The 25,617-nt window shown below is 71.8% G+C and carries 26 protein-coding genes; 9 read left to right on the plus strand and 17 right to left on the minus strand.

Features of this window, described 5'->3' with window-relative positions; genetic code table 11:
• The first annotated feature begins 4 nt into the window (after positions 1-4).
• Both ACFWFZ_RS16715 and ACFWFZ_RS16720 read left to right on the plus strand, forming a co-directional pair.
• Positions 5-1,282, plus strand: coding sequence for a TerD family protein (locus ACFWFZ_RS16715; RefSeq protein ID WP_387122897.1), 1,278 nt, complete (start codon positions 5-7; stop codon positions 1,280-1,282).
• A 102-nt stretch (positions 1,283-1,384) separates the two neighbouring features.
• Complete coding sequence (locus tag ACFWFZ_RS16720) at positions 1,385-1,561, plus strand: hypothetical protein (RefSeq protein WP_356812006.1); 177 nt, start codon at positions 1,385-1,387, stop codon at positions 1,559-1,561.
• A gap of 27 nt (positions 1,562-1,588) precedes the next feature.
• On the opposite strand, the gene ACFWFZ_RS16725 is transcribed toward ACFWFZ_RS16720, so the two are convergent.
• Both ACFWFZ_RS16725 and ACFWFZ_RS16730 read right to left on the minus strand, forming a co-directional pair.
• The gene (locus ACFWFZ_RS16725; protein ID WP_387122902.1) at positions 1,589-3,028 is read right to left on the minus strand and encodes an alkaline phosphatase PhoX; all 1,440 of its coding nucleotides are present in this window, start codon (positions 3,026-3,028) and stop codon (positions 1,589-1,591) included.
• Positions 3,029-3,210: 182 nt separating this feature from the next.
• Positions 3,211-4,728, minus strand: a complete 1,518-nt coding sequence (locus ACFWFZ_RS16730; RefSeq protein ID WP_387122905.1) for a hypothetical protein — start codon at positions 4,726-4,728, stop codon at positions 3,211-3,213.
• A gap of 378 nt (positions 4,729-5,106) precedes the next feature.
• Between ACFWFZ_RS16730 and ACFWFZ_RS16735 the strand changes: the two genes are divergently transcribed.
• Entirely contained in the window at positions 5,107-6,948 is a 1,842-nt protein-coding gene (locus ACFWFZ_RS16735) for an endonuclease/exonuclease/phosphatase family protein (protein WP_387122908.1), read from the plus strand.
• A gap of 290 nt (positions 6,949-7,238) precedes the next feature.
• The gene (locus ACFWFZ_RS16740) at positions 7,239-7,493 is read left to right on the plus strand and encodes a hypothetical protein (RefSeq protein ID WP_387122911.1); all 255 of its coding nucleotides are present in this window, start codon (positions 7,239-7,241) and stop codon (positions 7,491-7,493) included.
• 127 nt (positions 7,494-7,620) lie between these two features.
• Here ACFWFZ_RS16740 and dapD read toward each other — a convergent pair whose 3' ends face one another.
• Positions 7,621-8,601, minus strand: a complete 981-nt coding sequence (dapD, locus tag ACFWFZ_RS16745) for a 2,3,4,5-tetrahydropyridine-2,6-dicarboxylate N-succinyltransferase (RefSeq protein ID WP_387122914.1) — start codon at positions 8,599-8,601, stop codon at positions 7,621-7,623.
• 9 nt (positions 8,602-8,610) lie between these two features.
• Positions 8,611-9,840, minus strand: coding sequence for an MFS transporter (locus ACFWFZ_RS16750; RefSeq protein ID WP_387123161.1), 1,230 nt, complete (start codon positions 9,838-9,840; stop codon positions 8,611-8,613).
• Between the two features lie 93 nt (positions 9,841-9,933).
• On the opposite strand from ACFWFZ_RS16750, the gene ACFWFZ_RS16755 reads away from it, so the two are divergent.
• Positions 9,934-10,812 carry a winged helix-turn-helix transcriptional regulator gene (locus ACFWFZ_RS16755; protein ID WP_387122917.1) on the plus strand — a complete coding sequence of 293 codons (879 nt, stop codon included), beginning with the start codon at positions 9,934-9,936 and terminating at the stop codon, positions 10,810-10,812.
• Between the two features lie 48 nt (positions 10,813-10,860).
• On the opposite strand, the gene ACFWFZ_RS16760 is transcribed toward ACFWFZ_RS16755, so the two are convergent.
• The 10 genes from ACFWFZ_RS16760 to ACFWFZ_RS16805 all read right to left on the minus strand — a co-directional run bounded on the left by ACFWFZ_RS16760 (position 10,861) and on the right by ACFWFZ_RS16805 (position 18,443).
• The gene (locus ACFWFZ_RS16760; RefSeq protein WP_387122920.1) at positions 10,861-11,406 is read right to left on the minus strand and encodes a TetR/AcrR family transcriptional regulator; all 546 of its coding nucleotides are present in this window, start codon (positions 11,404-11,406) and stop codon (positions 10,861-10,863) included.
• Entirely contained in the window at positions 11,406-11,726 is a 321-nt protein-coding gene (locus ACFWFZ_RS16765) for a multidrug efflux SMR transporter (protein ID WP_030831355.1), read from the minus strand. Before ACFWFZ_RS16765 ends, ACFWFZ_RS16760 begins: the two co-directional genes overlap by 1 nt.
• A 122-nt stretch (positions 11,727-11,848) precedes the next feature.
• Positions 11,849-12,193, minus strand: a complete 345-nt coding sequence (locus ACFWFZ_RS16770) for a metal-sulfur cluster assembly factor (protein WP_030027092.1) — start codon at positions 12,191-12,193, stop codon at positions 11,849-11,851.
• A complete protein-coding gene (gene sufU, locus ACFWFZ_RS16775) occupies positions 12,190-12,651 on the minus strand; it encodes a Fe-S cluster assembly sulfur transfer protein SufU (RefSeq protein WP_030027090.1) in 462 nt (153 codons plus the stop codon). Before sufU ends, ACFWFZ_RS16770 begins: the two co-directional genes overlap by 4 nt.
• 22 nt (positions 12,652-12,673) lie before the next feature.
• Positions 12,674-13,930: a cysteine desulfurase gene (locus tag ACFWFZ_RS16780; RefSeq protein ID WP_387122925.1), complete on the minus strand. Its 1,257-nt coding sequence runs from the start codon at positions 13,928-13,930 to the stop codon at positions 12,674-12,676.
• A complete protein-coding gene (gene sufC, locus ACFWFZ_RS16785; RefSeq protein WP_387122928.1) occupies positions 13,927-14,694 on the minus strand; it encodes a Fe-S cluster assembly ATPase SufC in 768 nt (255 codons plus the stop codon). The genes ACFWFZ_RS16780 and sufC overlap by 4 nt, the downstream gene beginning before the upstream one ends.
• Positions 14,695-14,701: 7 nt before the next feature.
• The gene (locus tag ACFWFZ_RS16790) at positions 14,702-15,019 is read right to left on the minus strand and encodes a bifunctional 3-phenylpropionate/cinnamic acid dioxygenase ferredoxin subunit (RefSeq protein WP_030027083.1); all 318 of its coding nucleotides are present in this window, start codon (positions 15,017-15,019) and stop codon (positions 14,702-14,704) included.
• Positions 15,019-16,197 carry a Fe-S cluster assembly protein SufD gene (gene sufD, locus ACFWFZ_RS16795; protein ID WP_387122931.1) on the minus strand — a complete coding sequence of 393 codons (1,179 nt, stop codon included), beginning with the start codon at positions 16,195-16,197 and terminating at the stop codon, positions 15,019-15,021. The genes ACFWFZ_RS16790 and sufD overlap by 1 nt, the downstream gene beginning before the upstream one ends.
• Positions 16,198-16,269: 72 nt before the next feature.
• Complete coding sequence (gene sufB, locus ACFWFZ_RS16800) at positions 16,270-17,685, minus strand: Fe-S cluster assembly protein SufB (RefSeq protein WP_030659935.1); 1,416 nt, start codon at positions 17,683-17,685, stop codon at positions 16,270-16,272.
• Positions 17,682-18,443, minus strand: a complete 762-nt coding sequence (locus ACFWFZ_RS16805; protein ID WP_387122934.1) for a helix-turn-helix transcriptional regulator — start codon at positions 18,441-18,443, stop codon at positions 17,682-17,684. The genes sufB and ACFWFZ_RS16805 overlap by 4 nt, the downstream gene beginning before the upstream one ends.
• A gap of 405 nt (positions 18,444-18,848) precedes the next feature.
• Between ACFWFZ_RS16805 and ACFWFZ_RS16810 the strand changes: the two genes are divergently transcribed.
• The 4 genes from ACFWFZ_RS16810 to ACFWFZ_RS16825 all read left to right on the plus strand — a co-directional run bounded on the left by ACFWFZ_RS16810 (position 18,849) and on the right by ACFWFZ_RS16825 (position 22,735).
• Positions 18,849-19,775 (plus strand): ABC transporter ATP-binding protein, encoded by a 927-nt coding sequence (locus ACFWFZ_RS16810; RefSeq protein WP_387122936.1) that lies wholly within the window; start codon positions 18,849-18,851, stop codon positions 19,773-19,775.
• Entirely contained in the window at positions 19,772-20,539 is a 768-nt protein-coding gene (locus ACFWFZ_RS16815; RefSeq protein ID WP_387122938.1) for an ABC transporter permease, read from the plus strand. Before ACFWFZ_RS16810 ends, ACFWFZ_RS16815 begins: the two co-directional genes overlap by 4 nt.
• Positions 20,540-20,607: 68 nt before the next feature.
• A complete protein-coding gene (locus ACFWFZ_RS16820) occupies positions 20,608-21,741 on the plus strand; it encodes a hypothetical protein (RefSeq protein WP_387122939.1) in 1,134 nt (377 codons plus the stop codon).
• A 34-nt stretch (positions 21,742-21,775) separates the two neighbouring features.
• Positions 21,776-22,735, plus strand: a complete 960-nt coding sequence (locus tag ACFWFZ_RS16825) for a heme A synthase (RefSeq protein ID WP_387122941.1) — start codon at positions 21,776-21,778, stop codon at positions 22,733-22,735.
• 31 nt (positions 22,736-22,766) lie between these two features.
• Here the strand turns inward: ACFWFZ_RS16825 and ACFWFZ_RS16830 are convergent, their stop codons facing one another.
• The 3 genes from ACFWFZ_RS16830 to ACFWFZ_RS16840 all read right to left on the minus strand — a co-directional run bounded on the left by ACFWFZ_RS16830 (position 22,767) and on the right by ACFWFZ_RS16840 (position 25,318).
• Positions 22,767-23,858: an amidohydrolase family protein gene (locus tag ACFWFZ_RS16830; RefSeq protein ID WP_387122943.1), complete on the minus strand. Its 1,092-nt coding sequence runs from the start codon at positions 23,856-23,858 to the stop codon at positions 22,767-22,769.
• Positions 23,859-23,986: 128 nt separating this feature from the next.
• Positions 23,987-24,346 (minus strand): hypothetical protein, encoded by a 360-nt coding sequence (locus tag ACFWFZ_RS16835; RefSeq protein WP_387122945.1) that lies wholly within the window; start codon positions 24,344-24,346, stop codon positions 23,987-23,989.
• 24 nt (positions 24,347-24,370) lie between these two features.
• Entirely contained in the window at positions 24,371-25,318 is a 948-nt protein-coding gene (locus ACFWFZ_RS16840) for a heme o synthase (RefSeq protein WP_078557166.1), read from the minus strand.
• Positions 25,319-25,617: the final 299 nt, after the last annotated feature.

A 25,617-nucleotide genomic window follows, 5' to 3' on the forward strand; every position in this document is an offset into this window, starting at 1 on the left:
GGGCATGACCGCTATGACCCCTGGATCCAACCTGCCGCTCAATGCCGTCCGTGTGACGGTCGACGTGGCTGCGCCGGTGCGGCTCGACGTGTCCGCGCTGCTCCTCACGGCGGACGGCAAGGTGCGCTCCGACGCCGACTTCATCTTCTTCAACCAGCCCAGCGGGCCCGGTGTCACCTACCGGTCCGGTGGGGGCGCGGCGCCCGACTCGGTCACCGTGGACACCTCCGCGGTGCCCCCGGGCATCGAGCGGATCGTGGTCACGGCCAGCCCGGATGCCGCCGGGCAGACGTTCCAGGGCATCGAGCCCACCGCCACCGTGCGCAACGCCGACGGCGGCGCGGTGATCGCCTCGTTCACCCCGCCGCAGCTGACGACCGAGACCGCGCTCGTCATCGTCGAGATCTATCTGCGCGGCGGCGCGTGGAAGGTCCGGGCGGTCGGCCAGGGGTATGCGAACGGCCTCGCCGGCATCGCCACCGACTTCGGGGTCAGCGTCGACGAGGAACCGGCTCCCGCGGCCGCCGTCGCCCCGCCCGCCCCCGCGGCACCGGTGGCGCCCCCGGCTCCGCCCGCCCCGCCGGCCACCCACCAGCCCTCCCCCTGGCTCACCGCCGGCGCCGCCACACCCGCCCCGGTCACCCCGGCCCCCGCCCCCGCTCCCGCCGCGCCCCCGGCCGCCCCCGCCGCACCGCCCGCCGCCGGGAAGATCAACCTGGACAAGGGCCGGGTCAGCCTCCAGAAGAACCAGACCGTCTCACTGGTCAAGGGCGGCCGCCCGCTGCTCTCCCAGGTCAAGATGGGCCTGGGCTGGGAGCCCGCCTTCCGGGGCCGGGACATCGACCTCGACGCGTCCGTCATCGCCTACGGCCCCCAGCGCAACCACATCGACAGCTGCTATTTCGGCAAGCTGTCCATCCTGAACGGCGCCATCAAGCACTCCGGGGACAACCTCACGGGTGAGGGCGCGGGCGACGACGAGGTGATCGTCGTGGACCTCGGCCGGCTGCCCGCCGACGCCACCGGCCTGGTCTTCACGGTCAACTCCTTCTCCGGCCAGAAGTTCACGGAGGTGGCCAAGGCCTACTGCCGCCTGATCGACGCGGCGAGCGGCGAGGAGCTGGTGCGCTTCGACCTCACCGGTGCCGAGCCGCAGACGGGCGTGATGATGGCGAAGCTGATCCGCCAGTTCTCCGGGGAGTGGGAGATGACGGCCATGGGCGAGTTTGTGAAGTCGCGCACAGTGCGCGGCATGGTCAAGCCCGCCGCCCAGGCACTCTGAGCAGGTGGGCGGGCACGGGCGGCCACCGGACCGGATCGCGGGTGATGGATGCCACGCGTAATCCGTGGGTGGCTGTCAGTGCCCGCCCGTAGCCTTGGAAGCATGCACGAGACACTCACGCCCGCGGGGCCCGCCCGCCCGTCCGCCGCCGAGGCGAACGAGGCGATACGGCACCTCGTGGAGACCCGGGTGGACGGCGAGTGGCCTTCCGAGGCCTATGAGTTCCTGCTCGCCGAGTGGGCCGAGGCCTCCCGCGCGGAGGTTTCCCCGGCCCAGTGAGGCCCGCGAGCCCGGCCGGGCGGGGCGTCAGTGTGCGCGCCGCCACGGCCCGGTGACGGCCAGCATGATCCCGGGGTCCTGGAGGTTCGCGTAGAGGGTCCGCCCGTCCGGCGAGAAGCAGACGCCGGTGAACTCCGCGTACTCGGGCTCCTGCGGCGTTCCGATGTTCAGCTCGTTGCGCGCCAGCGGGTAGGTGCGGCCCGATGCGGTCGCGCCGAACAGGTGTTGCAGCCCCGAGCCGTCCTCCGCGATGACCAGGCCCCCGTACGGCGACACGGTGATGTTGTCCGGCCCGTCGTAGCCACCGCCCGCCGACGGGTCCGCGTTGACGCCGATAAGGACGGTCAGCCGGACGGTACGCCGCTTGGGGTCGTAGAACCAGACCTGGCCGTCGTGCGCCGCGCCCGGGCTCTCCTCGCGGGCGTAGGAGGATACGAAGTACGCGCCCCCGTCGGCCCACCACATGCCCTCCAGCTTGCGGCCGCGCGTCACCGCGCTGTCCGCGAACTGCCCCCGCACCGGCACGGTCCGCGCGTCGCGGTCCGGCACGTCCACCCAGTCGACCCCGTAGACGGTGCCGACCCTCGTGGCGCGCGAGAGGTCGTCGACGAACCGGCCCGAGCTGTCGGTGCACTTGGCGGCCTGGAGCACGCCCGCGTCGGCGGCGAGCATACGGAGCCTGCCGCGCCCGTGCCGGAAGCCGCGGGGCGGGGACCAGCGGTAGAACAGCCCGTTGGGGCCGGAGGCGTCCTCGGTCAGGTACGCGTGCCCCTGCCGCGGGTCGATGACCACGGCCTCGTGGTCGTAGCGGCCGAACGCCTTGACCGGGCGCGGGTCGCGGTTGGCGCGGCGGTCGTGCGGATCGACCTCGAAGACGTAGCCGTGGTCCTTGGTCATGCCGTTCCTGCCGGCGAGGTCGGAGTTCTCCTCGCAGGTCAGCCAGGTGCCCCAGGGCGTGGCGCCGCCCGCGCAGTTGGTCGACGTACCGGCGATGCCCACCCACTCGGCGACCTCGCCGCCGCGCCGGACCTCCACGACCGTGCAGCCGCCGGCCGCGGCCGGGTCGTAGACGAGGCCTTCGGTGAGCGGGACCGGGCGGGCCCAGTTCTCCCGCCTGCCCTTCAGTTCGTGGTTGTTGACGAGGAGGGTGACGCCGCGGTGGCCCTCGAAGGCCGCGGTCCCGTCGTGGTGGGACGGGGTGGTCTCACCGGACTCCAGCCTGGTGACGCCGCTGTGGGTGATCACGCGGTACCAGAAGCCGGCGGGAAGGGCGAGGATGCCGGCCGGGTCGGGGACGAGCGGGCCGTAGCCGGGCTCACAGGGCCGCCCGTGCTCGTCGCGGCCCGCGCCGTCCTCGGCCGCGAGCGCGCCCGGAGCGGTGGCCAGGGCGCCGACCGTCCCGGTGAGCACGACTCCCGCACCGGCGAGGGCGGTACGGGCGGTGAAGTCTCTGCGGCTGAGGGGCATCGGGTCTCCTGGGGTGGGCAGTGGTGCGCCTGGCGTGCGGTCGTGGGCGCACACGCTCCCGCCCGCACGTGAACGGCGGCTGGAGTACCCACGAAGGGAACCGGCCCCTCGCCGGTCGGCGGCAATGGCCAAGTCCGGCCCAGGAACGGCGCATTGTCGCCCGCCTCCCGGGCCCGCCCGGCTCAGGGCCTGCGGGAGCGCGCCTTGAAGGCGGCCTTGCGGGCCTCCTTCGCCGTCCTGCGGTCCGGGTGCAGCCGGCCCATCGCCTCCAGGACCTGGACCGTCGAGGGGTGCTCGACGCGCCACACCTGGTCGAAGAACCCCGTGTGATGCGCGGTCAGGGTCTCGATCAGGAGGGGCAGCTCCTCGGTCTCGCCGTCCGCGGCGAGCTGCGCCGCGATCGTGTCGACGGTCAGCCAGAACACCATCGCCGGCGCGGGCGGCGGTACGTCGGCCACCCCGTGCTCCGCCAGCCAGACCCGGGCGAGCCCGCCGAGTTCCGCCTCGTCCAGCACCGAGCGGACCGCCGGCTCGGCCTCCGGCCCGGCCAGCGCGAGGGCCTGCTGGCAGCGCAGCCGTCGCAGTGGGCCGCCCTCGTCGTCCCCGCGTGCGGCGGCAAGCAGTTCGGCGACGGCGGCAGGCAGGTCACGGCCCGCCATCCACTGCTCGATCTCGGCCTGCGCGGCGTGTTCGGGGTAGGAGGCGACGGCGTCGAGGAGGGCGTCTGCGCCCTTGTCGGCCAGTTCCCCGATCGCGGGGGCCTCGACTCCGGCCTCCAGCATCCGGGCGCGGATGCCGTAGAGGCCGAGCGGGGTCAGGCGGACCATGCCGTAGCGGGAGACGTCATCGTCGTCCTCCTCCCGCCCACCGCGCGGGCCGTCCTCGTCGGCCTGCGCCATGAGCTCCTCGTCGACGGGCCGGAACTCCACCAGTCCGATCGGCTCCAACTGCCGGAACTGGTCGTCGAGGCGCATCATCGCGTCCGAGACCTGCTCCAGCACGGCGTCGGTCGGTTCGGTCATTCCCTCGGGCACGACCATCGACGCGGCCAGCACCGGAAGCGGGATCGGCCGGTCGGCACCGCCGGTCCCGGAGACGGTGAGCAGGTAGAGGTTGGCGAGGACCGCGTCGAGCACGTCCGCCTCGCGGCCCGGGTTCCAGTCCAGCCGGTCGAAGTCGATCTCCCCGCCCGCGTCCAGCGCGTCGACCAGGTCCTCCAGGTCGGGCACCGCCGCGTCGGCGAGCACCGTCTCCAGGGCCGCCCGCCACAGGTCGAGCACGTCGCCGGGGGTACCACCGGTCACCAGCGCCAGGTCCTCGCCGGGCACGGCCGTGCCGTACGGCTCCTCACGGGTTCCGGCCCCCGCCCCGGCGGCACCTGCGCCGCCCTCGGCGCCCCCGTCCCCGGCCGCGTCCGGCTCGGTCACGTCCACCAGCCCGGTGTCCACGGCCACCCGCCAGGCCTGGCTCGCGTGCCCGGGGGCGTCCTCGTCGCCGGCGTCGAGGCCGAGGTGGGCGGCGGCGTCGGGCAGCTGTTCGGCCGCCAGTTCGCCCCCGACGCCGACGCGGGTTCCCGGCCCGGCCCAGCGGGCCAGTCGTACGGCGCGCGCGAACAGCGGGGCGCCGAGGGCGTCACGTGCCAGCTCCGCATCGGAGTGCAGCCGTACCGGCGGCAGTGTGGGGTGCGACTCAGCGGACATGGGGCGGCTCTCCTCGCGGACGCGGTGGTGACGGGCGGGCCGTGACGGTCCGTCCGGGCGGCCGAACCGTCATACGCGCCCGAAAACCGGCGACATGGCCGACATGACGGGGCAGTGCGGGCATGGCGGATGTGGCGCAGATGACAGCCGTGGCCGTCTGTACGGCGACCCAGCGTAGACGCATATCGGGCGCCTCCGACGGGCCATCGCCTTTGGTTCATCCCACAGTCGACCGCCGTCTTCCCTGGAGGGCTTGACAACTTTGCTGGCAACACAGGAAATTGACGCGCGTAGACGTTTGGGGGCTGACCAACCCCCCGCAGATCTCGCTCTTCGCAGCCTCTCCCCACCCCTCTCCCACACCGGAGTTTCCTGACCATGCGCTCCTCGCATCCCCGCTCCGCCGCCGTCGCGGCCCTCGTCGCCACCGCGCTGGCCACCGGCCTGCTCGCGGGCTCCGCCGACGCGGCCGAGGGCGCGGCGTCCGCCGATCCGGTACGCATCCACGACATCCAGGGCACCACCCGGATATCCCCGCTCAACGGCAAGCAGGTCTCCGACGTCGAGGGCATCGTGACGGGCGTGCGGACCTACGGTTCGCGCGGCTTCTGGATCCAGGACCCCGACGCCGACGACAACGACGCGACGAGCGAGGGCGTCTTCGTCTTCACCAGCTCGGTCCCGACGGTCGCCGTCGGCGACGCGGTCAAGGTCTCCGGCACGGTCGGCGAGTACGTCCCCGGCGGAGTGAACTCCGGCAACCAGTCGGTGACCCAGATCTCCAAGCCGACGGTCACCGTGGTCTCCTCCGGCAACGCGCTGCCCGAGGCCGCCGCGGTCAACGAGTACACGGTGCCCGCCGAGTACACTCCGGCGGGCGACCCGGCCGCCGGCGGCAGCATCAACGGCCTGGCCCTGGACCCCTCCCGCTACGCCCTGGACTTCTACGAGTCCCTGGAGGGCATGAACGTCCGCATCGGCACCTCGCGCGTGGTCGGCGCCACCAGCCCGCACGCGGAGCTGTGGGTCACGGTCAAGGGCTGGGAGAACACCGCCAGGCGCGGCGGCACCGTCTACGGCTCCTACGAGTCCCAGAACACCGGCCGCCTGAAGATCCAGCAGCTCGCGCCCCTCGCGCAGCAGCCCTTCCCCGTGGCCAACGTCGGCGACAAGCTGACCGGCACCACCGAAGGCCCCATGGACTTCAACCAGTTCGGGGGCTACACGCTGGTGGCCCGCACCCTCGGCACCGTCAAGGCGGGCACCATCGCCCCCGAGAAGACCAAGCCGCAGGCCGCGCAGGAGCTCGCGGTGGCCACGTACAACGTGGAGAACCTCGACCCGACCGACCCGCAGGAGAAGTTCGACGCGCTGGCGAAGGCCGTCGTCGAGAACCTGGCCTCCCCCGACATCCTCGCGCTGGAGGAGATCCAGGACGACAACGGCGCCAAGAACGACGGCACCGTCTCGGCGGAGCAGACGCTCACGAAGTTCACCGCGGCCATCGCGGCGGCGGGCGGCCCGGCCTACCAGTGGCGGACCGTCGACCCCGAGGACAAGAAGGACGGCGGCCAGCCCGGCGGCAACATCCGCCAGGTGTTCCTCTTCAACCCGGCGCGGGTCTCCTTCACCGAGCGCGCCCCGGGTGACGCGGTGACGGCGACGGACGTCGTCAAGGAGAACGGCAAGACCCACCTGACCCACTCCCCCGGCCGCGTGGACCCCGCGAACCCGGCGTGGGCCGACAGCCGCAAGCCGCTCGCCGGCGAGTTCGTCTTCCGCGGCAAGACGGTCTTCGTGATCGCCAACCACTTCGGTTCCAAGGGCGGCGACGAGGGCCTGACCTCGCACCACCAGCCGCCGCTGCGCTCCTCGGAGGCCCAGCGGCTGCTCCAGGCGCAGGCCGTGAACGGCTTCGTGAAGCAGATCCTGGCGCAGGACAAGAACGCCAACGTCCTCGTCCTCGGTGACATCAACGACTTCGAGTTCTCGGCGACCACGGACGCGCTGGCGGACGGCGGGGCACTGTACCCGGCGATCAAGTCGCTGCCGAAGTCCGAGCGCTACTCGTACGTCTACCAGGGCAACGCGCAGGTGCTGGACCAGATCCTGACCAGCCCGGCGATCAAGAAGTTCACGTACGACAGCGTGCACATCAACGCGGAGTTCGCCGCGCAGAACAGCGACCACGACCCGCAGGTGCTGCGCTTCCGCCCGTAACACCGGGGCCAGGAGCAGCAGGGGGCCCGGCCGCCGCCCCGGCCGGGCCCCCTGCCGCGAACGAGGCTTCGAACCGCCCCTGGACCGGACGTGGGCCGTGACGGGGCCGCAGCAGGGCCGTGAGGGGCCGCGAGGGCCGTCCCGGGCGAGATGGGGACTTTCGGCCCTGGCGTGACGCTCGCCACATCTCCACCGAATCGACCGGTTGTGGTGTTGAGTGTCTGCACGCCCGATCTTGCCCCGGCCCGGCTGGCGCCCCTCGCAGCCCTCGCACCCCCTGGAGGATCCTGGTGTTCCCCTCGATCTCCGCCGCCCAGGAAGTCGGCCTCGCCGTCCTGCTCGCGGCAGCGCTCGTCTGGGTGGCCGGCCTGGGCCACATGCTGTGGGGCAGCCGCTTCCGCCGGCCGGAGCCCGCCGCCACCGAGACCCTCCCGATGATCCCGGCGCAGCGCAGCTCCGCCGGGCACCCGATGGAGTCGGTGCAGCTGACCGAGGCGGAAGAGCAGGCCTTCGCCGGCCTGATCCGCACGATCCCCCTCCACTGAGCGTCCGCCCGGCGCACCCGCCCCGGGACGGCGGCCTTCCCGGCCCCTTGCATGCGACCGAGCGCCCTCCCGGGCCGGGTGGGGCCGGGAGGGCGCTCGGGGCATGGGGCCGGCTGTGGGCCGGCTGTCAGTTGTGGCTGTGCAGGACCTCGTTCAGGCCGCCCCAGTTGGCCTTGTACGGGCGGGCCTCGACGGTGCCCGTGACCGAGTTGCGGCGGAAGAGGATGTTGTCGGCGCCGGAGAGCTCCAGGGCCTTGACGACCTGGCCGTCCGGCAGGGTGACGCGGGTGCCCGCGGTGACGTAGAGGCCCGCCTCGACGACGCACTCGTCGCCGAGGGCGATGCCCACGCCCGCCTCGGCGCCGACCAGGGTGCGCTCACCGATCGAGATGATCTGCTTGCCGCCGCCCGAGAGGGTGCCCATCGTGGAGGCGCCGCCTCCGATGTCGGAACCGTCCCCGACGACGACGCCCGCGGAGATGCGGCCCTCGACCATGGAGGTGCCGAGCGTGCCGGCGTTGAAGTTGACGAAGCCCTCGTGCATGACGGTGGTGCCCTCGGCGAGGTGCGCGCCGAGGCGGACGCGGTCCGCGTCGGCGATGCGCACGCCCTTGGGGGCGACGTAGTCCGTCATCCGCGGGAACTTGTCGATCGAGGTGACCTGGAGGTGCAGGCCCTCGGCGCGGGCGTTGAGGCGGACGGTCTCGACCTGGTCGACGGCGACCGGGCCCAGCGAGGTCCAGGCGACGTTGGCCAGCAGGCCGAAGACACCGTCGAGGTTCTGGCCGTGCGGCTTGACCAGGCGGTGGCTGAGCAGGTGCAGGCGCAGGTACGCGTCGTGGGCGTCCAGCGGCTTGTCCTCCAGGGAGGCGATGACCGTGCGGACGGCTACGACCTCGACGCCGCGGACCGCGTCGTTACGGATCGCCTTGCCCGCGGCGGCGCCGAGGAGCTCCACGGCCTGCTCGGCGGTGAGGCGCTCGGTGCCGGCCGGGCCGGGCTCGGCGACCAGTTCGGGGGCGGGGAACCAGGTGTCGAGGACGGTGCCGTCGGCGGTGATGGTGGCAAGTCCGGCGGCGACGGCGCCGGTGGTACGCGTAGCAGTCATGCCCGAAACCTAACCGGCGACGGCCTGAGGTTGCGAACCGGTCTCATGAGCCGGTCGGAGCGCGTGTCGGCGCTGGCGCGCCCAGGCCCACAGCACCGCCCCGCCCGCCGCCACCGCGAGCCCGGCGCACAGCGGCCACAGCAGGCCGGGCGCGGCCGAGTACAGCGCACCGCCCAGCGGCGGCCCGATGACGACCCCGCTGACCGAGATCCCCGCGTACAGGCTCTGGAACCGCCCGACGGCGTGCTCGGGCGCCTCGTCGGCGACGTAGGCGGTGGCGGTGGTCTTGTAGAGGATCTCCCCGAGGCTCAGCAGGACCATCATCACCACGGCGCTCGCGATCCCCGCCCCGACCAGCAGCGCCCCATACCCGGCCCCGACCAGCACCAGCCCGGTGGCGATCACCGGCAGCGCCGGCCGGTCGCGCAACGCGACGGCCGCGGGCAGCTCCAGCAGCAGGATCACCGCGCCGTTGAGGGCGATGACGAGCCCGAAGGCGCGCGGGTCCAGGCCGTGGTCGGTGAGGAAGACGGGGAAGGTGGAGTACTGCTGGCGGTAGACGACGTCGGTCACCAGGATCGCGCCGAGCAGGACCAGCAGGGCGGGCCGGGCCCGTAGTTCGGCGGCGAGTCCGCGGCCCCGACCCCCGTCCGGGACCGCGGAGGCTTTGCGGGGGGCGCCGCGCGCCGGGACGGCGCGGGCGGTCCAGAGGGTGAAGGCGAGGGTTCCGACGCCGTCGGCGACGAAGAGCCAGTCGTAGGAGAGCCCGGTCGCGATCAGGGCGCCCAGCGGCGGCCCGAGGGTGAATCCGCCGTTGGACGCGCAGCGTACGAGGGCGAAGGCCTGGCGGCGGGCTCCCTCCGGGACGGTGACGGCGACCAGCGCGGAGTTGGCGGCCCGGATCACGCCGGAGGCGTACTGGGCCACCGGCAGGGCCGCGAAGAGCAGCGGCGTGGGCAGTAGCGGAAGGGCCGCGAGGGTGACCCCGGCGAGGGTGGCGGCGGCGAGGAGCACCCGGCGGTGGCCGAAGCGGTCCCCGTACCAGCCGCCGCTGAAGTTGCCCGCGACCAGGCCGATGCCGCCGAGCCCGGTGACGAGGCCGGCCTGGGCGGCGCCGAGTCCCCGCGGGCCGGTCAGGTAGAGGAAGACGAAGACGAAGGTGAAGCTGACGACGGCGTTGACGAACACCCCCGCAGCCAGCAGCCACACAACCCTCGGTACGTCCTTGAACCCCTGCAGCACACCCGTGCCCCCCGATCCGGCGAGTCAGTTCCTTTTGGGAACGGACTATGACAGCATGACAGCCTTGGGTCAACGGACGAAGGAGTTCCCATGGCCCAGCGCACACACCTCGGCGACGCGGACTGCGCCATCGCCCAGGCCCTCGACGTGGTGGGCGACTGGTGGACGCTGCTGATCGTGCGCGACACCGCGCGCGGTCTGCACCGCTTCGACGAGCTCCAGCGCGAGCTGGGGGTGTCCCGCAAGGTGCTCGCGGAGCGGCTGAAGCTGCTCGTGGAGGCCGGGGTGCTGTCGCGCGAGCCGTACCAGGAGCGTCCGGTGCGGCACGCGTACCGGCTGACCCCGCGCGGGCGGGGGCTGCTGCCGGTCCTGGTGGCCCTCCAGGACTGGGGAGACACCTGGGTCCTGGGAGAGGGAGAGATGACGGCGACGACCGACGAGGCATCGCGCGAGGCGGAACGGGTGCACGCGCTGCACGGCACGCGGGTACCGCCGCTGCTGCTGCCGGACCGTTTCGGCGGGGTCGGTGACCCGGTGGCGGACACGGCGTTCACGGTCCTGTACTTCTTCCCGGGCGCGTACGCGCGGGCCGAGTCCTACCCACCCGGCTGGGCCGGGATCCCGGGCGCCAAGGGCTGTACGTTCGAGTCGTGCACATACCGCGACCAGCTCGCGGAGTTCACGGCGGCCGGCGCCACCGTGCACGGCGTCTCGACCCAGCGGCCGGACGAGCAGCGGGAGTTCGCGGAGCAGGAGCGGCTGCGCTTCCCGCTCCTCTCGGACGCCGACCTGGCGCTGACGGCCGCGCTGCGCCTGCCGACGTTCCGCGCGGCGGGGGTGAGCCGGATCAAGCGGCTGACCCTGGTCGTCGACCGCGACCGCACGGTGCGCGAGGTGATCTACCCGATCCGCGACATCGAGGCGAGCGTGCAGGCGGCCCTGGCGGCGGTCCGCGCCGCCGCCCTCTAGGTCCTGTCGTCAAAGGAGCGCCGCCAGGCGGGACTGGGACGACAGGACCTAGCGCAGGAGACGGGCCAGTACCTCGCGGGCGTACGACTCGTCGTACTCGGCGTCCGTCAGCAGGACCTGAAGGCTGATGCCGTCGATCGCGGCGACCAGCGCCCGCGCCGTCACCGGGTCGGTGCGCGGGGTCAGCGCCTGGCACGCGGCCTCGCACCACTCGGCGGCCACCGGCCGCAGGGCCGGGCGGCGCAGCGCCGCGAGGTAGAGCTCGTACTCCAGCTCCGCCCGTCCGCGGTCCGCCGCCAGGAACTCGCCCAGGAGGCGGGCCAGCGCCCCGGCGAGGTCGACGCCCGGGTCGGCGAGCGCCGGCGCGTCCGCCACCGCCCGGGCGAAGCCCTCGTTGGCCTGCCGCAGCGCCGCCACCAGCAGGTCGTCCAGCGTCTTGAAGTGGTACGTCGTCGAGCCCAGTGGTACGTCGGCCTCCGCGGCCGCGCTGCGGTGGCTCAGCCCGGCGATGCCCTTGGCGCCCACCACGCGGATCGCGGCGTCGATGATCCGCCGGCGCCGGTCCGGGTCGTAGCGCCGCACACCCTGCGCCATCAGTGCGCCCCGCCCAGGTTCAGCAGGACCACACCGCCGATCACGAGTGCGATCCCCGCGATCTTCGCGGCGGTGGCCGCCTCTCCCATGAACACCATGCCGATCGCGGCGATGGCCGCGGTGCCCACGCCGGCCCATATCGCGTAGGCCGTGCCGACCGACATGGACTTCAGCGTCTGCGCGAGCAGGGTGAAGGCGATGGCGTAGCCCAGCAGGGTGCCGAGCGAGGGCCACAGCTTCGTGAAGCCGTCGCTGTACTTCATGGCGGTGGTGCCGGCGACCTCGGCGGCGATGGCTGCGGCGAGCAGGACATAGGGCATGTGTACAAGAGTACATATCGATGCGTACACCCGTACGCACACCAGCGGTCGCACGGTCCGTGGAACACCGAGGGCCCCCGGCACGCACGTGCCGGGGGCCCTCCTGTGCGGAAGCGGGGTGGTCAGACGTTGAAGCCGAGCGCGCGGAGCTGCTCACGACCGTCGTCGGTGATCTTGTCGGGGCCCCACGGCGGCATCCAGACCCAGTTGATCCGGAGTTCGTTGACGATGCCGTCCGTCGCCGACTTCGCCTGGTCCTCGATGACGTCCGTCAGCGGGCAGGCCGCCGAGGTCAGTGTCATGTCGAGGGTGGCGATGTTCGCGTCGTCGATGTGGATGCCGTAGATCAGACCCAGGTTGACGACGTCGATGCCCAGCTCGGGGTCGACCACGTCGTAGAGGGCCTCGCGGACCTCCTCCTCGGTGGCCGGCTTGGTCGACGCCTCGGGCGTCGCGTTCTCGGTCATGCCGTCTTCCTCTCCGCGTCGCCCAGAGCCTGGGCCGTCGCGTCCTTCCAGGCCATCCAGCTCAGCAGGGCACACTTCACACGAGCCGGGTACTTGGAGACGCCGACGAACGCGACCGCGTCCTCCAGTACCTCCTCCATGGCCTCGTCGGGCTCGATCTTGCCCTTGGACTGCATCATCTCCAGGAACACGGCCTGGATCTTCTGCGCCTCGGCCAGTTCCTTGCCCACGAGCAGCTCGTTCAGTACGGAGGCGCTGGCCTGGCTGATGGAGCAGCCCTGGCCCTCGTAGCTGACATCTGTCAGCGTCTCACCGTCGTACTTCACGCGCAGCGTGATCTCGTCACCGCAGGTCGGGTTGACGTGGTGCACCTCGGCGTCGCCGTCGCGCAGGCCACGCCCGTGCGGGTGCTTGTAGTGGTCCAGGATCAGTTCCTGGTACATCGAATCCAGCTTCACTGCGTCCTCGTCGCCTCGTCCGTCAGCCGAAGAAGTTCCGTACGTGCTCCAGCCCGTCGACCAGTGCGTCGACATCGGCCGGAGAGGAGTACAGATAGAAAGACGCTCGCGTCGTCGCCGGAATTCCGTAGCGCAGGCAGACGGGGCGCGCGCAGTGGTGTCCCACGCGGACCGCGATGCCCTGCTCGTCCAGGACCTGGCCGACGTCGTGCGGGTGGATGTCACCCAGCACGAAGGAGATCGCGGCGCCGCGGTCCTCGGCCGTGGTGGGGCCGATGATCCGCAGGTCGGGCACCTCGGCGAGGCGCTTGATCGCGTACTCGGTGATCGCGTGCTCGTGCGCGGCGATCTTGTCCATGCCGATCGCGGACAGGTAGTCCACGGCCGCGCCGAGGCCGACGGCCTGGGCGATCGGGGGCGTACCGGCCTCGAACTTGTGCGGCGCCGGGGCGTAGGTCGAGGCGTGCATCGACACGGTCTCGATCATCTCGCCGCCGCCGAGGAACGGGGGCAGGTCCTCCAGCAGCTCCTGGCGGCCCCACAGGACGCCGATGCCGGTCGGGCCGCACATCTTGTGGCCGGTGAAGGCCACGAAGTCCGCGCCGAGCGCCTGCACGTCCAGCGGCATGTGCGGAGCGGCCTGGGAGGCGTCGATCAACACCAGCGCGCCGACGTCCTGGGCGCGCCGGACGATCGCCTCGACCGGGTTGACCGTGCCCATGATGTTGGAGACCAGCGTGAAGGAGACGATCTTCGTCTTCTCCGTGATGACCTCTTCGATGTCGGACAGGTCGAGCCGGCCGTCGTCGGTGAGGCCGAACCACTTCAGCTTCGCGCCGGTCCGCTGCGCGAGCAGCTGCCACGGCACGATGTTGGAGTGGTGCTCCATCTCCGTGATGGCGATCTCGGTCTCGCGGTCGACCCGGTAGGGCTCGTCCGCCCAGCCGAGCATGTTCGCGACGAGGTTGAGCGACTCAGAGGCGTTCTTGGTGAAGATCACCTCGTCGCGGCTCGGCGCGTTGATGAAGGCGGCGACCTTGTCGCGAGCGCCCTCGTACAGCGCCGTGGCCTCCTCGGCGAGCACATGCACGCCACGGTGGACGTTGGCGTTGTGCTGCTCGTAGTACTCGTTCAGCGCGTCGAGCACCTGGCGCGGCTTCTGCGAGGTCGCCGCGTTGTCCAGGTAAACGATCTTCTTCCCGTCGTGGACCACACGATCCAGAAGGGGGAAGTCCTTTCGGATCGCCTCGATGTCGAGGAGGCCAGGCAGCTGTGTCACGCGGTCGCGCCACCCTTCGTGCTGTACGACTCGTAGCCTTCGGCCTCCAGCTTGTCGGCGAGCTCGGCGCCACCGGACTCGGCGATGCGGCCCTCGGAGAAGACGTGGACGAAGTCGGGCTTGATGTAGCGGAGGATCCGCGTGTAGTGCGTGATCAGCAGCGTGCCGACCTCGCCGGTCGCGCGGACGCGGTTGACGCCCTCGGAGACCTGGCGCAGGGCGTCGACGTCCAGGCCGGAGTCGGTCTCGTCGAGGATCGCGATCTTCGGCTTGAGGAGCTCCAGCTGGAGGATCTCGTGGCGCTTCTTCTCGCCGCCGGAGAAGCCCTCGTTGACGTTGCGCTCGGCGAAGGCCGGGTCCATCTGGAGCTGCTCCATCGCGGACTTGACCTCCTTCACCCAGGTGCGCAGCTTGGGGGCCTCGCCGCGGATGGCGGTGGCGGAGGTGCGCAGGAAGTTGGAGACCGAGACGCCGGGGACCTCGACCGGGTACTGCATGGCGAGGAAGAGGCCGGCGCGGGCGCGCTCGTCGACGGACATCTCCAGGACGTCTTCGCCGTCGAGGGTCACGGTGCCACCGGTGATGGTGTACTTCGGGTGACCGGCCAGGGAGTACGCCAGCGTGGACTTGCCGGAGCCGTTCGGACCCATGATGGCGTGCGTCTCACCCTGCTTGACGGTGAGGTCGACGCCCTTGAGGATCTCGCGGGCGCCGTTCTCGGCCTCGACGGAGACGTGCAGGTCGTGGATTTCAAGCGTTGCCATGGATACCTCAGGACTCCTGGGTGAGGGAGACGAGCACGTCGTCCCCTTCGATCTTTACGGGGTATACGGGGACGGGGCGCGTCGCGGGCAGACCGGAGGGCTTTCCGGTGCGCAGGTCGAAGGCCGACCCGTGCAGCCAGCACTCGATCATGCAGTCCTCGACCTCGCCCTCCGAGAGCGAGACGTTCGCGTGCGAGCAGATGTCGTTGATGGCGAACACCTCCCCGTCGGTGGAGACGATGGACACCGGCGTGCCGTCGAGTTCCACCCGCTTGGGGGTGTTCTCCTCCAGCTCGCTCAGCGCGCAGGCCTTGACGTAGTTCATCAGACGGAACCCTGGAGCTCGGCCTCGATCTTGGTGATCAGGCGCTCCTCGATGTCGTCGACACCGATCTGCTGGACGAGCTCGGCGAAGAAGCCGCGGACGACCAGGCGGCGGGCCTCGTCGGCCGGGATGCCGCGGGCCTGCAGGTAGAAGAGCTGCTCGTCGTCGAAGCGGCCGGTGGCGGAGGCGTGGCCGGCGCCGACGATCTCGCCGGTCTCGATCTCCAGGTTCGGCACGGAGTCGACCCGCGCGCCGTCCGTGAGGACGAGGTTGCGGTTCATCTCGTACGTGTCGGTGCCCTCGGCGCTCTTCTCGATGAGCACGTCGCCGATCCAGACGGCGTGGGCGTCCTGGCCCTGGAGCGCGCCCTTGTAGACCACGTTCGACTTGCAGTGCGGGGCGTCGTGCGTGACGAGGAGGCGGTGCTCCTGGTGCTGGCCGGCATCCGTGAAGTACAGGCCGAGCATTTCGGCCTCGCCGCCGGGGCCCGCGTAGGTGACGCGCGGGTGCAGGCGGACCAAATCGCCGCCGAAGGTGACGACCACGGACCTGAAGCTCGCGTCGCGGCCGATGAGGGCGTTGTGCTGCGAGGTGTGGACGGCGGTGTCGTCCCAGTCCTGGACGGACACGAAGGTCACCTTGGCGCCGTCGCCGACGAGGATGTCCACGTTGGCGGCGCGCACGCCGTCGCCGGTGTGGTCGATCACGATGATCGCCTCGGCGAAGGGCTTCACGTCGAAGACGGTGTGGCCGAAGGTCGTGCCGCCCTCGCCGTGCAGGGCGACCCGGATCGGCTCGCCGAGCACGGTCTCCTTGGGCACGGTGACGACCGTGGCCTTGGCGAAGGACGAGAAGGCCTGTGCGGCGACGCGGTCGACGGGGGTGCCGGCCTTGCCGATCCGCTCGTCGCCGCGCTCCACGGACTCGACCGTGACGCCCTCGGGCGCGTCGATCTGGGCCTTCATGGCGCCGTCGGCGACGGCGGTGCCGTCGTGCAGGCCCCTCAGGCGGGCCAGCGGCGTGAAGCGCCACTCCTCCTCGCGGCCGTGCGGAACCGGGAAGTCGGCCACGTCGAAGGACGGGGGCGCGCTCATCCGGGTGGCGACGGTGGACTCGGCGGCCACCGCGATCGCGCCGGCGGTGGTGGAGCCCGCCGGAATATTCTGAGCCTCAGCCATGGCTGTCGTCTTGCTCGCTCTCTTAAAAGAACACGTCTGCGTCTGTGAATGTGCTGCGGGGCGGCGGCCGGACTAGCCGACCGAGCCCTCCATCTGCAGCTCGATCAGCCGGTTGAGCTCCAGCGCGTACTCCATCGGCAGCTCCTTCGCGATCGGCTCGACGAAGCCGCGCACGATCATGGCCATGGCCTCGAACTCGGTGAGGCCGCGCTGCATCAGGTAGAAGAGCTGGTCGTCGGAGACCTTGGAGACGGTGGCCTCGTGGCCCATCGTCACGTCGTCCTCGCGGACGTCCACGTACGGGTACGTGTCCGAGCGGGAGATGGTGTCCACGAGCAGCGCGTCGCACAGGACGTTGGACTTGGAGCCGGCGGCGCCCTCGCCGATCTCGACCAGACCGCGGTAGGAGGTGCGGCCACCGCCACGGGCCACCGACTTGGAGACGATGTTCGAGGAGGTGTTCGGCGCCATGTGGACCATCTTGGAGCCGGCGTCCTGGTGCTGGCCCTCGCCCGCGAAGGCGATGGACAGGGTCTCGCCCTTGGCGTGCTCGCCCATCAGGTACACGGCCGGGTACTTCATGGTGACCTTGGAACCGATGTTGCCGTCGATCCACTCCATGGTCGCGCCCTCGTACGCCACGGCGCGCTTGGTGACCAGGTTGTAGACGTTGTTCGACCAGTTCTGGATCGTCGTGTAGCGGCAGCGGCCGCCCTTCTTCACGATGATCTCGACGACGGCGCTGTGCAGCGAGTCCGAGGAGTAGATCGGGGCGGTGCAGCCCTCGACGTAGTGGACGTAGGCGTCCTCGTCGACGATGATCAGCGTCCGCTCGAACTGGCCCATGTTCTCCGTGTTGATACGGAAGTAGGCCTGGAGCGGGATGTCCACGTGGACACCCTTGGGGACGTAGATGAACGAGCCGCCGGACCACACCGCGGTGTTCAGCGAGGCGAACTTGTTGTCGCCGACCGGGATGACCGTGCCGAAGTACTCCTGGAAGAGCTCCGGGTGCTCCTTGAGCGCGGTGTCCGTGTCGAGGAAGATCACGCCCTGCTCCTCCAGGTCCTCGCGGATCTGGTGGTAGACGACCTCGGACTCGTACTGGGCCGCGACACCGGCGACGAGGCGCTGCTTCTCCGCCTCCGGGATGCCGAGCTTGTCGTACGTGTTCTTGATGTCCTCGGGCAGTTCCTCCCAGGAAGCGGCCTGCTTCTCGGTGGAGCGCACGAAGTACTTGATGTTGTCGAAGTCGATGCCCGAGAGGTCGGAGCCCCACATCGGCATGGGCTTCTTGCCGAAGAGCTTCAGGCCCTTGAGGCGGAGGTTCAGCATCCACTCCGGCTCGGACTTCTTCGCCGAGATGTCGCGGACGACAGCCTCGGACAGACCCCGCTTGGCGGCGGCGCCGGCCGCGTCGGAGTCGGCCCAGCCGTATTCATAGGTGCCCAGGCCATCGAGCTCAGGGTGAGCAGTCTCCGTGGTCATGCGGGGTTCCTCCCGGCCGTACTTGCAGATACTGATGTGTCGGTCTGTGTGGTGCCCGCGCTTCGCGGAATGAACGTCGTGCACACTCCGTCGCCATGGGCGATCGTGGCGAGGCGCTGCACGTGCGTCCCGAGCAGGCGAGAGAAGACCTCGGTCTCCGCCTCGCAGAGCTGCGGGAACTGCTCGGCCACGTGGGCGACCGGGCAGTGGTGCTGGCAGAGCTGTTCACCGCTGTGCGGACCGGGAGCGCTCTTCGCCGTAGCAGCGTACCCGTCCTGCGTCAACGCCCTGGCAAGGGCCTCCGCGCGGCCTTGGGGGGCGGCCGCCTCGACGGCTTCCCGGTATGCCTCGGCCTGCGACTCCATCCGCGCCCTGGCGAAGGCGGCGACGGCCGCCTCGCCCTGCTCGCCGCCGCCGACGGACTGCGCGATCCAGCGCAGGGCGTCCGCAGCGAGCTTGTCGTAGGACTGGTCGAAGGCGTCGCGCCCGCAGTCGGTGAGTGCGAAGACCTTGGCCGGCCGACCCCGGGTCCGCGCTCCGTACACGCGCTGCTCACGGGCTTCGACCACGTCGTCGGCGACGAGCGTGTCGAGGTGGCGGCGGACGGCGGCCTGGGTGAGGCCGAGGCGCTGGGCGAGGTCGGCGACGGTGGACGGGCCGTGGTCCAGGATCGAGCGCGCCACGCGGTTGCGGGTGGACCGCTCCCCGGTGGCGAGCTCCCCCTGGGGGGCCTCGTTCTGCCGTGCGCCGTATTTCACAACACCATTGTTGCGTAATTAACCGAGCCCGGACAAGCCGTGACGGAGGCCACGCCGGGTGGCCTCCATCACTAAGGGTTACCTTATTTATCGACGGAGAGTTATTCGAAGCGGCTCATTCCGACAACCCCCCGAACACCTCGCCCCGCCGAATTCCCGGCCCCCACCAGCGCTCCTGCACCCGCGCCTGCGCCCGGCACCCTGACGGTCCGGTTCTACGGAGGATCACCGGAACCGGATGGGCCGTCCAGGGCCGGCAGACTGAAAAGCGTCGCTTTCGCGACCGGCGTTCGAATATCCCGGCCCACGAGACCCGCCCACAGGACCCGGGGCCCGGGGCCCGCCCCGCGGGCCACAGGACCCGGGACCCGGGGCCCGCCCCGCGGCTCCGTAGACTCACCCCCCATGAGCAACGACCCCGCCGTGGAGATCCGCGGACTGGTGAAGCGGTACGGCGCCAAGACGGCGGTGGACGGACTGGACCTCACCGTCCGCGAGGCCTCCGTCACCGCGGTCCTCGGTCCCAACGGCGCGGGCAAGACGACCACGGTGGAGACCTGCGAGGGCTACCACCGCCCCGACGCCGGCACGGTCCGCGTCCTCGGCCTCGACCCGGTCGCCCAGGCCGAGGCCCTGCGCCCGCGGATCGGCGTGATGCTCCAGTCCGGAGGCGTGTACTCCGGGGCCCGCGCCGTCGAGATGCTGCACCACATGGCCAAGCTGTACGCCGACCCGCTCGACCCGGACACCCTGGTGGAACGCCTCGGACTCGGCGGCTGCGGCCGCACCCCCTACCGCCGGCTCTCCGGCGGCCAGCAGCAGCGCCTCGCCCTGGCCATGGCCGTCGTGGGCCGCCCCGAGCTGGTCTTCCTCGACGAGCCCACCGCCGGCCTGGACCCGCAGGCCCGCCGCGCCACCTGGGACCTCGTACGGGAACTGCGCGCCGACGGGGTCACCGTCGTCCTCACCACCCACCACATGGACGAGGCCGAACAGCTCTCGGACGAGGTCGCCATCGTGGACGCGGGCCGGGTCATCGCCCACGGCAGCCCCGAGCAGCTGTGCCGGGGCGGCGCCGAGAACACCCTGCGCTTCACCGGCCGCCCCTCCCTCGACCTGGCCTCGCTGCTGAAGGCCCTGCCCGACGGCACCCAGGCGGCCGAGGTCACACCGGGCGTCTACCGGGTGACCGGCGACGTCGACCCGCAGCTGCTGGCCACCGTCGCCTCCTGGTGCGCGCAGAACGGCGTGATGGCGGACAGCCTCGCGGTGGAGCGGCACACCCTCGAAGACGTCTTCCTCGAACTGACCGGTAAGGAGCTGCGCGCATGAGCGCCGGTACGTTCACCCCCCGCCCGGGGGCCGCGCCCGTGTCCCGCATGATCCTCGCGCAGACGGCGCTGGAGACGCGGATGCTGCTGCGCAACGGCGAGCAGCTGCTCCTGACCGTGATCATCCCGGCGCTGCTCCTGGTGCTGTTCTCCGCCGTCGACATCGTCGACACGGGCGCCGGGAAGCCCGTGGACTTCCTCGCCCCGGGCGTCCTCGCCCTCGCCGTGATGTCCACCGCCTTCACCGGCCAGGCCATCGCCACCGGCTTCGACCGCCGCTACGGCGTCCTCAAGCGGCTCGGGGCCTCCCCGCTGCCGCGCTGGGCACTGATGGCCGCCAAGACCCTCTCGGTGCTGGTCACCGAGGTGCTGCAGATCGCCCTGCTGACGGTGATCGCCCTCGCCCTGGGCTGGTCCCCGCAGGGCGATCCGCTGTCGGTCGCCGCGCTGGTGCTGCTGGGCACCGCCGCCTTCTCGGGGCTCGGCCTGCTGATGGCGGGCACGCTCAAGGCCGAGGCCACCCTGGCCGCAGCCAACCTGGTCTTCCTGCTGCTGCTGGTCGGCGGCGGGGTGATCGTGCCGCTCGACAAGTTCCCGGAGGCGGTGCGGTCCGCCCTGGAACTGCTGCCCATCTCGGCCCTGTCCGACGGGTTGCGCGAGGTGCTGCGGGACGGGGCCGCGCTGCCGTGGGGCGACGCGGCCGTCCTCGCGGCCTGGGCCGTACTCGGGCTGGGCGCCGCCGCTCGGCTCTTCCGCTGGGAATGAAACCCTTTCCCTCGCGGCGGCGCAGCCGGGAGGATGGACGCCTCCACACATGAAGCCGGGGGGCGGACATGGTGCAGCGGGAGGCCGTTCTTCGGCTGGACGAGCAGTGGGCGCGGGTGCGGGCGGGGGCCGCGCGGACGGAGCCGGCGGCGCGGACAAGGCTCCTGGACGAGCTGATCGGCGCCCTGCGCACGCTCACGGACGATCCCGAGTGCACCGCCCTGCTCGGGCTGCGCCTCGCCGACCGGGCCGCCCTGCGCTTCGGCGCGGGGGACCGCGCGGGCGCCCTCGCCACCATCGAGGAGGGCCTGCGCAGCTCCGAACGCGCCGCCCGGCACACCCCGGAGTACACCCGCTGGTACGCCCGCGGGCTGATCAACCACGGGGTGTGGCTGGCCTGGCCGCTGAGCGACGCGGACCGGCTGCCGAGGCACCCGCTGGGCCCGGCCGCGGCCGACGGCCCGAGTGCCATGGAGCGGGCCGCCGGTGAGCGCGCCCGCGATCTGACCCGTACCGCGGTGGGGGTGTGGGCGGGACTGGACCAGGCCGACCCGGTCAACCGGCGGGGCCTCGCCCAGGCCAAGGTGTTCCTCGGGGACCGCCTCGCCGAGCTGGGCTCCACCGAGGAGGCCGTGGCCTGGGCCGTGGACGCGGAGTCCGACTTCCGGCAGATGCTCCTGGCCGACCCCGCCGCGGAGGAGGCCGAGGCCGCCGAGGAGGCCCTCGACCACATCGGCCGCCAGCTGGAACTGCGCCTGCGCCACCTGGCCTTCGACGAGCTGGTCGGCCTGCGCACCCGGGGGCTGCTGCCAGAACGGCTGCTGCCCCGGGCCGTGGTGGCCGCCCGCATCCGGTCGGTGGCGGAGCCCGAGATCGCCGCCCGGCTGCGCCTCGACGCCGAACAGGTGCGCACGATGCTGGAGGTCACCCCGTGGCTGGCGGTGTGGCGCTTCGACGTCCGCGGCCCCGACGGACTGTGGAGCGCACTCCCCCATCCCTGGCACGGCGCAACAGAAGTGAGGAACCGGACAGCCGAGGATGTAGCGGGCGAATTGCTACGGAGGTTCACGAGCTCGCCGGACCACCCGGGCGACGGCGCGCATTGGCGCGTCCTGCTGTGGTGGCAGGAGGAGGGCGACCCCGCCGGGGCCCGGTTCCGGCTGCTCGTCGGCCCCGACGCACCGTCCTCCACCCCCTCGTGAAACTTTGCACAAGGGGTCGCCTACGATATGGGGCGTGTTGAACCCCCTCGCATACATCGCCAGCCGCTGGACTCCGTCACCCCGGATCGTCCGGCGGGCCGCGCTCGCCGCACTCCTCATGAGCGTGGCCATCGTCGTCACCGGCGGCGCGGTGCGGCTGACCGGATCCGGTCTCGGCTGCGACACCTGGCCCAAGTGCACCGACGACAGCCTGATCGCGACGCAGGAGCAGGGCTTCCACGGCGCCGTCGAATTCGGCAACCGCATGCTGACGTACGTGCTCAGCGCCGCCGTCGGCTGGGTGATCGTCGCGGCCCGGTCGGCCGAGCCCTGGCGCCGCTCGCTGACGAAGCTCGGCTGGACCCAGTTCGCCATCGTGATGTGCAACGCCGTGCTCGGCGGCATCACCGTCATGACGGGCCTCAACCCGTACAGCGTGGCGGGGCACTTCCTGCTCGCCACCTCGCTGATCGCCGTGACGACCGTCACCTGGCAGCGCGTCGGCGAGGGCGACGCCGCCCCCCGCCCGCGCGTTCCCGGCCCGGTCCGCAAGCTGTCGTGGGCGCTGACCACGACCACCCTGGTGCTGATCGCCGCGGGCACGGTGGTCACCGGTTCCGGCCCGCACGCCGGCGACAGCAGCGAGATCAAGCGGATGCCGTTCGACTGGGAGGCCACCGCGCACGTGCACGCCGTCGCCGCCTGGGTGGTCTGCGCCCTGGCCGTCGCGATGTGGCTGGTGCTGCGCGTCGTCGACGCCCCCGTCGACACCCGGGCCCGTGCCCGCGACCTGCTTCTCGTGCTGCTCGCCCAGGGCGGCATCGGCTACGTGCAGTTCTTCACCGATGTGCCCGAGGTGCTCGTCGCCGTGCACATGCTGGGATCCTGCCTGGTGTGGATCGCGGTGCTCCGGCTCGCCCTCAGCCTGCGTGAGCGGCCGTCGGACGAGGCGGGGATCCCCGCACCGCAGGACGCCCGGCTCTCCTCCGTCTGAGCCGGCCGCGCCGTACACCCGCGGACCGGCCTCACGGCCGGTCCAGCCGGTAGACGCGGCGGGCGTTGCCCGCCGCGACCATGGCCGCCACCCGCTCCGCGTCCCGCCAGGACCAGGACCCCTCGGCGACCCAGCCGCCCAGCACCCGGGCCAGCGCCTCCCGGAACACCAGGGCGCCCACCGCGTGCAGTTCGGGCAGCCCCCGCCCCCCGCTGGAGAACAGCAGCTTCCCGAACGGCGCCAGCTCCAGCAGCTCGGCCAGGACCGCCGCGGCCCGCGCCCCGGTCCGCCCGAGGCCCGCGCCCGCGTCGGCGTAGACGTGCGGGAAGGCCTCCGCGAGCCGCGCCGCGTGCCGGTGGTGCGGGTATCCGCCGAGCAGCACCAGCCGGGTGCCCGGCCCCGCGGTGGCCTGTACGAAACCGGTCAGCGCCGAGGGGTCCCCCGTACCCGTGTGCAGCTGGAGCGGCAGCCCGGACGCCACCGCGCTCCAGAGCAGGTGCCGCAGGAGTACGGGGTCCCGCAGCGCTCCCCCGCGCGGCCGCCCGGCCAGCCACCGGCCGGCCGCCCCGCGCACCTCACCCGGGCCGGGCGGATCGGGATCGAGGAGCCGGCCGTCGGCGCGGCCGGCGGCCGTGCCGCAGGAGAAGGCGGCGGCCCCGGCGGCGGCGTGGTGCACGGCCTCGGCGAGATGGGCGAGGAAGGAGGCCACCGTCCCGGAGGTGTCGGCGGCCTGTTCGGCCAGCGACTCCAGGCGGACCGTCTCGAAGGCCTCGGCGCCGGCGGCCAGCGCCATGTCCTTGGGGCCCGTGAGATCCCCGGTCACCCCGGTGTCGACCAGGTAGGCGGCGACCTTGGACCCCCGCAGCAGCAGCCGCGCGGACTCGGCCGGGCCCAGCTCGCGGCGCCGGGCCAGATAGCGGGCGGGGGCGGCGTGCGGCTCCAGCCCCAGCAGCGGCGGACACCACCGGCGGACGGCGAAGCCGGTCTGGGTGTCGAAGAAGGTCGTGCCCGCGGCGGGCGGGCCGGCCGAGGGGATCAGCTGGGCCTCGAAGGTGCCCAGGCCCAGCTCCGCACGGAGGACTCCGTGGCAGTACTGGTCCACCAGGGGCGGCGTTTCGATCATCCGGGCATCCCGTTGCGGACGTGGGGAAGGCGCTTCCACACGTCCTAACGGGTGAGCGGGGTGTGAGGTGTTGCTCGGGCTGTTGACCGAGACCGCGCTGCGGTCCCCCGGACGCCGGTCCGGGGCGGTCAGGCCGCCGGGTTCTCGGATCCGCCGAGCTGGAGGCCGGCCATCCGCGACCACTCGTACGGGCCGGTGCGCACGCGCGCGGCGAACTCCCCGTCGAACTCCTCGTGGAGGGTCAGCCCGGCCTTCTCCGCGGCGAGCTGCGCCACCGCGAAGGTCGGCGCCACCAGGTCGCCCCAGCCGCCGTCCGTGCCCACGAGCACGATGCGGGTGCCGGCCTGGCCGATGTGGGCGAGCTGGCCCTCGGCGCCGCCGTGCTGCTTGGCGAAGGCGCCGATCTGCTTGGCCAGCTTCGCGGCGGTACGGTCCTGCTTCTTGTCCGCGGCGCCTGCGGCGGCCGCGCTGTCTGCGGTGTCTCCCATGGAAACCATGCTACCGGCGAGTAATCAACGGAGGAAGGGATCCACGGCCACCGCCACGAAGAGCAGCGACACATAGGTGATCGACCAGTGGAACAGCCGCATCTCCTTGAGCTTCGCGCCCGTCACGCCCGCCTTGGCCCGCGCGTGCAGCGCGTGCGCCTCCCACAGCCACCAGCCGCCGGCCAGCAGTGCGACCGAGGTGTAGAACCAGCCGGTGTACCCCAGCGGGGTCAGCAGCAGCGAGACGCCGACCATCACCCAGCTGTAGAGCACGATCTGACGCGCCACGACCTTGTTGCCCGCGACGACGGGGAGCATCGGCACCCCGACGCGCGCGTAGTCGTCGGCCACCTTCATCGACAGCGGCCAGTAGTGCGGCGGCGTCCAGAAGAAGATGACGAGGAAGAGGATGACCGCCGCCCAGGAGACCTCGTTGCGGACCGCGGACCAGCCGATGAGCACCGGCAGGCAGCCCGCGATGCCGCCCCAGACGATGTTCTGGGTCGTGCGCCGCTTCAGCAGCATCGTGTAGACGACGACGTAGAAGAGGAGCGCCCCGAGCGACAGTGCCGCCGACAGCCAGTTGACGAGCAGGCCGAAGAACAGGGTGGAGACAACCCCGAGCGTGATGCCGAAGACCAGGCATTCACGCGGGCTGACCATGCCGGTCACCAGCGGGCGCTGCGAGGTGCGGTCCATCAGCGCGTCGATGTCGCGGTCGATGTACATGTTCAGCGCGTTCGCGCCGCCCGCGGACAGGTAGCCGCCGACGCAGGTCACCAGGACCAGCCACAGCGACGGAACGCCCTGCTCCGCGAGGAACATCACCGGCACTGTGGTGATCAGCAGAAGTTCGATGATCCGCGGCTTGGTCAATGCCACGAAAGCCATGACGCGGGTCCCGAACGGCCGGTGACCGGGGCTCGTCCCGAGCACCCCCGCTGGACGGGATTCGACGGCCGTCACGCACACCCCTGAGAGAGAATCCAGCAAGCTCCGACTCGGGCCGTTCACAGCATGAAGGCCCGGTTAAGGCTTGCGCGTACCACGCCACTGTAGACGTTGCGCTTACGTCGCCCTGCGCCGGGGTCGCCTCGTGTTGGGCCGATCGGCCCGTGCATACATACGGGGGACGACCGCGCCCGGGTCCCCGCGGCCGGGTGAACGCGGGTCGGCGCCGCGGTGACGGACCGCCTGCACTCGAATAGCTGCACGCCGTTGCGGGGGTAGGCTCGGAATCGCCGGTGCACCGTTCGTCACCGGGATACGAA

This window comes from Streptomyces sp. NPDC060232, from assembly GCF_042726555.1.
Lineage (GTDB): Bacteria > Actinomycetota > Actinomycetes > Streptomycetales > Streptomycetaceae > Streptomyces.

Bases quoted from the DNA above. Each gene is read 5' to 3' on its own strand.
- ACFWFZ_RS16835 (WP_387122945.1), bottom strand. From the start codon at position 24,346: ATGGGAGACACCGCAGACAGCGCGGCCGCCGCAGGCGCCGCGGACAAG.
- ACFWFZ_RS16830 (WP_387122943.1), bottom strand. From the start codon at position 23,858: ATGATCGAAACGCCGCCCCTGGTGGACCAGTACTGCCACGGAGTCCTC.
- ACFWFZ_RS16770 (WP_030027092.1), bottom strand. From the start codon at position 12,193: ATGACCGAGAACGCGACGCCCGAGGCGTCGACCAAGCCGGCCACCGAG.
- ACFWFZ_RS16755 (WP_387122917.1), top strand. From the start codon at position 9,934: ATGGCCCAGCGCACACACCTCGGCGACGCGGACTGCGCCATCGCCCAG.
- sufB (WP_030659935.1), bottom strand. From the start codon at position 17,685: ATGACCACGGAGACTGCTCACCCTGAGCTCGATGGCCTGGGCACCTAT.
- ACFWFZ_RS16760 (WP_387122920.1), bottom strand. From the start codon at position 11,406: ATGGCGCAGGGTGTGCGGCGCTACGACCCGGACCGGCGCCGGCGGATC.
- sufC (WP_387122928.1), bottom strand. From the start codon at position 14,694: ATGGCAACGCTTGAAATCCACGACCTGCACGTCTCCGTCGAGGCCGAG.
- sufD (WP_387122931.1), bottom strand. From the start codon at position 16,197: ATGGCTGAGGCTCAGAATATTCCGGCGGGCTCCACCACCGCCGGCGCG.
- dapD (WP_387122914.1), bottom strand. From the start codon at position 8,601: ATGACTGCTACGCGTACCACCGGCGCCGTCGCCGCCGGACTTGCCACC.
- ACFWFZ_RS16790 (WP_030027083.1), bottom strand. From the start codon at position 15,019: ATGAACTACGTCAAGGCCTGCGCGCTGAGCGAGCTGGAGGAGAACACC.
- ACFWFZ_RS16810 (WP_387122936.1), top strand. From the start codon at position 18,849: ATGAGCAACGACCCCGCCGTGGAGATCCGCGGACTGGTGAAGCGGTAC.
- ACFWFZ_RS16715 (WP_387122897.1), top strand. From the start codon at position 5: ATGACCGCTATGACCCCTGGATCCAACCTGCCGCTCAATGCCGTCCGT.
- ACFWFZ_RS16730 (WP_387122905.1), bottom strand. From the start codon at position 4,728: ATGTCCGCTGAGTCGCACCCCACACTGCCGCCGGTACGGCTGCACTCC.
- ACFWFZ_RS16765 (WP_030831355.1), bottom strand. From the start codon at position 11,726: ATGCCCTATGTCCTGCTCGCCGCAGCCATCGCCGCCGAGGTCGCCGGC.
- ACFWFZ_RS16815 (WP_387122938.1), top strand. From the start codon at position 19,772: ATGAGCGCCGGTACGTTCACCCCCCGCCCGGGGGCCGCGCCCGTGTCC.
- ACFWFZ_RS16725 (WP_387122902.1), bottom strand. From the start codon at position 3,028: ATGCCCCTCAGCCGCAGAGACTTCACCGCCCGTACCGCCCTCGCCGGT.
- ACFWFZ_RS16820 (WP_387122939.1), top strand. From the start codon at position 20,608: ATGGTGCAGCGGGAGGCCGTTCTTCGGCTGGACGAGCAGTGGGCGCGG.
- ACFWFZ_RS16735 (WP_387122908.1), top strand. From the start codon at position 5,107: ATGCGCTCCTCGCATCCCCGCTCCGCCGCCGTCGCGGCCCTCGTCGCC.
- ACFWFZ_RS16720 (WP_356812006.1), top strand. From the start codon at position 1,385: ATGCACGAGACACTCACGCCCGCGGGGCCCGCCCGCCCGTCCGCCGCC.